7 protein-coding genes, 1 tRNA gene and 1 pseudogene are annotated in these 6,451 nt (G+C 64.5%); 4 read left to right on the top strand and 5 right to left on the bottom strand.

Features of this window, described 5'->3' with window-relative positions; translation table 11 throughout:
* A pseudogene (argD, locus tag MOV75_RS23410) lies at positions 1–173 on the top strand (acetylornithine transaminase); the annotation flags it as partial.
* A 14-nt stretch (positions 174–187) separates the two neighbouring features.
* Positions 188–270, top strand: a tRNA-Arg gene (locus MOV75_RS23405).
* A 2-nt stretch (positions 271–272) separates the two neighbouring features.
* Here the strand turns inward: MOV75_RS23405 and MOV75_RS23400 are convergent.
* The 3 genes from MOV75_RS23400 to pcsA all read right to left on the bottom strand — a co-directional run bounded on the left by MOV75_RS23400 (position 273) and on the right by pcsA (position 2,821).
* The gene (locus MOV75_RS23400; RefSeq protein ID WP_246929843.1) at positions 273–1,247 is read right to left on the bottom strand and encodes a quinone oxidoreductase; all 975 of its coding nucleotides are present in this window, start codon (positions 1,245–1,247) and stop codon (positions 273–275) included.
* A 75-nt stretch (positions 1,248–1,322) separates the two neighbouring features.
* Positions 1,323–2,057 carry a TerC family protein gene (locus MOV75_RS23395; RefSeq protein ID WP_246929846.1) on the bottom strand — a complete coding sequence of 245 codons (735 nt, stop codon included), beginning with the start codon at positions 2,055–2,057 and terminating at the stop codon, positions 1,323–1,325.
* Positions 2,054–2,821 (bottom strand): phosphatidylcholine synthase, encoded by a 768-nt coding sequence (gene pcsA, locus MOV75_RS23390; RefSeq protein WP_246929848.1) that lies wholly within the window; start codon positions 2,819–2,821, stop codon positions 2,054–2,056. The genes MOV75_RS23395 and pcsA overlap by 4 nt, the downstream gene beginning before the upstream one ends.
* A gap of 86 nt (positions 2,822–2,907) precedes the next feature.
* Between pcsA and MOV75_RS23385 the strand changes: the two genes are divergently transcribed.
* Positions 2,908–4,092, top strand: coding sequence for a UbiH/UbiF family hydroxylase (locus MOV75_RS23385; RefSeq protein WP_246929851.1), 1,185 nt, complete (start codon positions 2,908–2,910; stop codon positions 4,090–4,092).
* Positions 4,093–4,302: 210 nt separating this feature from the next.
* On the opposite strand, the gene MOV75_RS23380 is transcribed toward MOV75_RS23385, so the two are convergent.
* The gene (locus MOV75_RS23380; protein WP_246929853.1) at positions 4,303–5,256 is read right to left on the bottom strand and encodes an AEC family transporter; all 954 of its coding nucleotides are present in this window, start codon (positions 5,254–5,256) and stop codon (positions 4,303–4,305) included.
* A 106-nt stretch (positions 5,257–5,362) separates the two neighbouring features.
* Here MOV75_RS23380 and hspQ point away from each other — a divergent pair, with 106 nt between their 5' ends.
* On the top strand, positions 5,363–5,695 hold the full coding sequence (hspQ, locus tag MOV75_RS23375) for a heat shock protein HspQ (RefSeq protein ID WP_018317973.1): 333 nt from the start codon (positions 5,363–5,365) through the stop codon (positions 5,693–5,695).
* A gap of 142 nt (positions 5,696–5,837) precedes the next feature.
* Here the strand turns inward: hspQ and MOV75_RS23370 are convergent.
* Positions 5,838–6,451 (bottom strand): invasion associated locus B family protein (locus MOV75_RS23370; protein ID WP_247006697.1); only part of this gene is annotated, 614 nt, incomplete at its 5' end.

Genomic DNA, 6,451 nt, shown 5'->3' with positions numbered 1-6,451 from the left:
CGCCCGGCATCGTCGCCCAGGCGTTCGAGGCCGGCGTGCTCCTCAACGCGCCGCAGGTCGACGCGCTCCGCTTCATGCCGGCGCTGAACGTCACGCGGGCCGAGATTGCCGAGATGATCGATTGTCTCGACGGGATCTTGACCAAGGCGGGTGCGGCACGGCGGGTGGCGTAGATCGAAGGTGGCAAGGTTCCGTAGCTCAAGGGATAGAGCACCGCGTTGCGGACGCGGAGGTTCGAGGTTCGAGGTTCGAGTCCTCGCGGGACCACCACTTTACGGCTTCAAGATCGACGCACCCGTCGTCTTGCGGCTCTCGAGGTCGATATGCGCTTTGGCGGCGTCCTTGAGCGCGTAGGCGTGGTTGATCGGCACGTGCAGCTTGCCGTTGATGACGGCGGCGAACAGCGTGTCAGCGCCTTCCAGCAGCTCCTTGCGCGTGCCGACGTAGTCGTTGAGCTTCGGCCGCGTCGCGAACAGCGAGCCGTGATTGTTGAGTTCGGCGATCGCGAACGGCGGCACAGGACCGGAGGCATTGCCGAACGAGACGAACATGCCGCGTGGCTTCAGGCAGGACAGCGAGCCCGGAAAGGTCGCCTTGCCGACGCCGTCATAGACGACGTCGCAGCCCTCGTTGCGGCTGATCTGCTTGACGCGCGCGACGAAGTCCTCCTCGTTGTAGAGAATGACGTGGTCGCAGCCATTGGCCTCGGCAAGCTCGGCCTTCTCGCGTGAGCCGACGGTGCCGATCACATGAGCGCCGAGCGCCCTCGCCCATTGACAGGCGAGCAGGCCGATGCCGCCGGCGGCGGCATGGACCAGCACGCGATGATGCGGCTCGACCTTGAAAGTCTTGTGCAGAAGATACCAGACGGTCAGCCCCTTCAGCATCAGCACGGCGCCCTGCTCGTGGGTGATGTGGTCGGGCAGCTTGACCAGCTTCTCCCAGGGGATGTTGCGCTCGCCGGTATAGGCGCCGAGATTATGGTAGTAGGCGACGCGGTCGCCGGGATGGAAATTGGTCACGCCCGGCCCGACCGCGACGACCTCGCCCGAGGCCTCGTTGCCGGCGATGAAGGGCAGTCCCGGCGCCTTGTAGAGCCCGGTACGATAGTAGACGTCGATGAAGTTCAGGCCGACCGCGTGCTGGCGGATGCGCACCTCGCCGGGCCCGGGCGCCGGCACGTCGACGCTCTCATAGACCAGGGCTTCGGGGCCTCCGACCTTGTGCACACGGACGGCTTTGGTCATCACCTGACCTCCTCTTCTTGCAGGCCAGCGAAAGGCATTGCGCCCGCCTTGTCAACTCGACGCCAACTGGAACGGCTAAGCGGACGGCCTACCGGTTTTCCTGCGATTGCGCTTGGCCAGCACGTTGAAGAATTCGACCGCCGCCGAGAACGCGATCGCGAAATAGATGTAGCCGCGCGGAATGTGGAATTGGAATCCGTCCGCGACCAGCGCGACGCCGATCAGCACCAGGAAGGCCAGCGCCAGCATTTTGGTGGTCGGATGCTCCGCGACGAAGCGCGACACCGGTCCCGACGAAATGTACATGATCAGGCAGGCGATCACGACCGCCGCGATCATGATCTCGATGTCCTGCGCCATGCCGATCGCCGTGATGATCGAGTCCAGCGAAAACACGATGTCGATGACGATGATCTGGACGATCACCCAGAAGAAGGCGCTGCCAGCGGATTTCTGATCGCCCTCGCCGTCATCGGCTTCGACCTCGGCGTGGATCTCGTGCGTCGCCTTCGCGATCAGGAACAGGCCGCCGCCGATGAGGATGAGGTCGCGCCAGGAGAATTCGTAGGCCGAGAACGAAAACACCGGCGCGGTCAGGCCGATCAGCCAGACCAGCAGGCTGAGCAGGATGATGCGGAAGATCAGCGCCAGCGCGAGCCCGATCTGCCGGGCGCGATGCGCCTGCTTCTCGGGGATGCGCGAGACGATCACCGACAGGAAAATGACGTTGTCGATACCGAGCACGATCTCGAGCGCCGTCAATGTCAGCAGCGCCGCCCAGGCTTCGGGGCTGGTCAGCAGGTGCATCATGCGAAGGATCTTGCCAGGCGGATCAAGGCGTCGCTGAAACTGATCCAGAGCGCGATGGCGCAGAGCACGATGGTGACGCCGGCGCCGACGCGGAAATCCATCTCCAGCACGTAGAGGCCGAGCACTGCCCAGATCGCGATCAGCGACATCGTCAGCCACCGCAGCCGCACGACGCGGACCGGATGCAGTACATGGAACGGTACGAAGGTCAGCACGACAAGCGCGGTCACCAGCATGGTCGACCACAGCGGCGGCCAGTGCAGCAGGAACAGATAGAACGCCGCCGCATTCCACAGCGCCGGAAAGCCGCGAAAATGATTGTCGTCCGCCTTCATGCGCAGATCGGCAAAATATAATGCGCTGGTGACGATGATGGCGATGCCGAGCAAGGGAGCTGCGACCGGCAGCAGCAACCCGCTCGCGACGATCGCATAGGCCGGCACGAAGACATAGGTGACGAAATCGACCACGAGATCGAGCACGTCGCCCGACCAGTTCGGCTGCACGTTCTTGACGTTGAGCCGGCGCGCGATCGGACCGTCGATCGCGTCGATGATCAGGGCGACGCCCAGCCACTGAAACATCGCCGCCCAGTGCTCGCGCACGGCCTCCAGCATCGCCAGCAGCGCGATCGCCGCGCCGAACGCGGTGAAGATGTGCACCGAGAAGGCCGCGGCGCGGATCGCGAGCGTGGGCTTCAGGGAATCTTCTTGGCTGTCCATGGCTTCTGCTATCAGAATGAGGCCGGTTTGCACATCCGCCATGGCGCCGATCGGTCGCACAATTCGTCGAAAAATCAGGCTAAATCAGTGGACTTGAATTTGCCGCCGGGCGTGTCATGTGTCGTTCCATGACAGACGCATCGACACTCCATGACGCTGCCGTGATCGGCGGTGGGCCGGCCGGACTTGCGGCATCCATCGCACTGGCACAGGCGGGTGCGCGGACCGCGCTGGTGGCGCGGCGCGTGCCCTATACCGACAATCGCACCACCGCGCTGTTAGGAGCCTCCGTCGATCTGCTGGAGACGCTCGACGTCTGGTCGCGCTGCAAGGACAAGGCGGCTGCGCTCGAGGTCATGCGCCTCGTCGATGACACCGGCCGGCTGTTCCGCGCGCCGGAGGTCCGCTTCTCCTGTCACGAAATCGCGCTCGACGCCTTCGGCTACAACATCGATAACCGCTCGCTGATGCTGGCGCTGGAACAGCGTGCGGCCGAGCTGCCCAATCTCGACCGTTTCGACGACGAGGCCGAAAGCGTCGTCATCGAGGCCGACGACGTCGCGATCCGCACAGTCTCCGCACAGTTTCTCTCGGCCAGGCTCGTGGTCGGCGCCGACGGTCGGCATTCGCTGTGCCGCGAGGCCGCCGGCATTGCGGTGACGCGGCGCGAACTGAACCAGACCGCGTTGACCTTCAACGTCGGCCATACGCGGCCGCATCGCAATGTCTCGACCGAGTTCCACACGCCGCACGGCCCCTGCGTATTCGTGCCCCTGCCCGGCGACCGCTCCAGCATCGTCTGGGTTTCGGCACCCGCGGAAGCCGAGCGCCTGCGCGGCCTAAGCGATGACGAGCTCTCCGCCGCGATCGAGAAACAGTCCCACTCGATCCTCGGACGGATGACGGTCGAGCCCGGCCGCAACCTGTTCCCGCTGGCGATCGAACGTCCAAGATCCTTCGGAAGCGATCGCGTCGCGCTGGTCGGCGAAGCCGCCCATGTGGTTCCTCCGATCGGTGCCCAGGGCCTCAACCTCGGTCTGCGCGATGCCGCCGACATCGCGCGGCTCGCAGGCGAAGCCATCGCCGCGGGCCAGGATCCCGGCGCAGACGAGGTGCTCAAGCGCTACGACCGGGCGCGTCGTCCGGACATTCTGAGCCGGACGTTTGCGATCGACATGGCCAACCGCTCCCTGCTCAATGATTTCCTGCCGCTGCAGCCGGTCCGCGCCGTCGGCATGCACTTGCTCGGCGCCATCGGCCCGCTCCGGCGTTTTGCGATGCGCGAGGGCCTGACGCCGACCTGGCGAAGATAGCCGTTAGGTTGAACGAATTGGCCGCTAGCTCGGTGCAACCTCTCCCGCTTGCGGGGGAGGTCGGCGCGAAGCGCCGGGTGGGGCCTCTCTCCGCTTAGGGACATTCTCCACAGACCTCAGACAATCCCGATGCGGAGATACCCCCTTCCCAACCCTCCCCCGCAAGCGGGAGAGGGAGCGCACCGTTTGCGTTGCCAGACGTTTCAGCCCTCACGGAAACGCCAGCCGACCGGTCTGGATCGCCCACATCACGCTGGTCAGCGTGACCACGGACGCAAACGTGCCGAGCAGCACCGCGACGGAGGCGGACTCGATCCACGCATCGTTCTGGCGGGCGATCACGAACACGTTCAGCGCCGGTGGCAGCGAGGCCATCAGCACGGCGGTCGCGGCCCAGGGCTGCGCGAACGGCCCGAACGCGAGCATCAGGCCGAACGCTGCGAGCGGATGGAACAGCAGCTTGACCGCGATCACGCCCGGCACCTCCCAGGGGACGCGGTCGAACGGGCGCAGCGCCACGGTCACGCCGAGCACGAACAGTGCGGTTGGCGCGGCCGCGTTCTGCAGGAAGGTGATGGTGCGATCGAGCGCGACCGGCATCTCGATATGCAGCGATGCGAAGGCCGCGCCGAAACACGCCGACATGATCAGCGGGTTGAGCACGATCTGCTTCAGCACGACGCCGAAGGCGTGCACGATCGAGGGATGGTCCCGGTCGGAGAGCTCGATCAGCAATGGCACGATGGTGAACAGGAAGATGCTGTCGCAGCAGAAGATCAGCGCGGTCGGCGCCGCAGCCTTGGTCCCGAGCACGGCGAGCGCCAGCCCGGGCCCCATATAGCCGATATTGCCGTAACCGCCGGAGAGACCTGCGAGCGTCGCCTCGCGCAATGTCAGCCGGCCAAAAACCTTGCCCACGACCAGCGCCAAAGTGAACGCGGCGACGGTGGACAGCGTGGTCGCCACCAGGAACGGCGGGTTGTTCAATTCCGAGAACGGCGTCTTGGACATGATCGCAAACAGCAGTGCCGGCAGCGATACGTAGAGCAGGAAGAAGTTCATCCAGGCGAGGCCTGATTCCGGCAGGGATTTGGCCTTGCCGCATGCAAAGCCGACGAAGATCAAGCCAAAATAAGGTAGCGCCAGATTGAGGATATCGACCATTGATGAAGTGTTTTCTGAAGACTTGGGGGCTATCTGCCCCTTAAGTGAACGCTAATTCCAGATGAGGCCACTAGCATCGGCCACAATCCTGGTCTATCGACGGGGGATGATTAAAGCGCGGACCGCCAAATTTCAGATCGGACAGGTCGTGCGCCACCGGATCTTCTCGTTCCGGGGCGTGATCTTCGACATCGATCCGGAATTCAACAACACCGAGGAGTGGTGGTTGTCGATCCCCGAGGAGGTGCGGCCCCACAAGGATCAGCCGTTCTACCACTTGCTCGCGGAGAACGCGGAGTCCGAATACGTCGCCTACGTGTCCGAGCAGAACCTGTTGCCGGACGAGTCCGGCGAGCCGATCCGGCACTCCCAGGTGGCCGAGATCTTCATCAAGAACAAGGACGGCGGCTACCGCCCGCGCAATCCCTCGCTGAACTGAGCCCCGGGGACTCGGCTTCACCTCTCGGGAGAGGTGAACGGCGCCCCGCAAACGGCGTCCGTCGAAAACTGCGTGCCATCGAGCGGCCAGCAAAAAAGGCGCTCTTCCGAGCGCCTTTTTCATGTCCGGGATTCGAGCCCGATTACTTCTGGCCGGTCGGCGCCGCACCGGGGGCACCACCGCTCTGCTCGAGCTTCTTGCGCTGCTCGTCGGCCTTCTTCTGCAGCTCTTCCTGCAGCTTCTTCTGGGTTTCCTCGAACACCTTCGGATCGGTCGGCGGACCGTCATAGGCCTTCTGGAATTCGCCGGCGAGCGGCAGCGGCAGGGTCAGCGGCGCGCCGTTGGCATTGATCGCCTGGACGACGAGATTCTGGCCCTTCTTCATGTTGTTGATGAGCTCGGGTGTCGCCTCGTAATCGGACATGCAGCCGTTCTGGAAGCAGATCACATAGGGTTGCTGCAGCGGCGCGTTGCTGTCCACGATGATGCGGGTGCCGTGCACGAGCTGCATGCCGAGCGGCAGCGTCACGCGCAGGATCTTCTTGGGCTCGCCTTCCGGCTCGATGATGACGGCGGCGATGACCGGCTGGCCCGACTCGATGCGGCCGTCCTTGCCGGTGAAGCAGACCTGCTTGGCGTTGGCGTCCTGGCCCTTGAGGCAGAACTTGGTCCAGGGGGCGTAGATCAGCTGGATCTGCTGGTCAGCCGGCTGGGCCGCGCCCTGCTGCGCCGGAGCGCCCTGGGCGGGAGCCTGCT

The sequence above is a fragment of the Bradyrhizobium sp. PRIMUS42 genome (assembly GCF_023006515.1).
Taxonomy (GTDB): Bacteria; Pseudomonadota; Alphaproteobacteria; order Rhizobiales; family Xanthobacteraceae; genus Bradyrhizobium.
This window is presented reverse-complemented; position numbering and strand designations above follow the sequence as displayed.

Coding starts and splice junctions, on each gene's coding strand:
- MOV75_RS23400 (WP_246929843.1), bottom strand. CDS start 1,247: ATGACCAAAGCCGTCCGTGTGCACAAGGTCGGAGGCCCCGAAGCCCTG.
- MOV75_RS23395 (WP_246929846.1), bottom strand. CDS start 2,057: ATGATGCACCTGCTGACCAGCCCCGAAGCCTGGGCGGCGCTGCTGACA.
- pcsA (WP_246929848.1), bottom strand. CDS start 2,821: ATGGCGGATGTGCAAACCGGCCTCATTCTGATAGCAGAAGCCATGGAC.
- MOV75_RS23385 (WP_246929851.1), top strand. CDS start 2,908: ATGACAGACGCATCGACACTCCATGACGCTGCCGTGATCGGCGGTGGG.
- MOV75_RS23380 (WP_246929853.1), bottom strand. CDS start 5,256: ATGGTCGATATCCTCAATCTGGCGCTACCTTATTTTGGCTTGATCTTC.
- hspQ (WP_018317973.1), top strand. CDS start 5,363: ATGATTAAAGCGCGGACCGCCAAATTTCAGATCGGACAGGTCGTGCGC.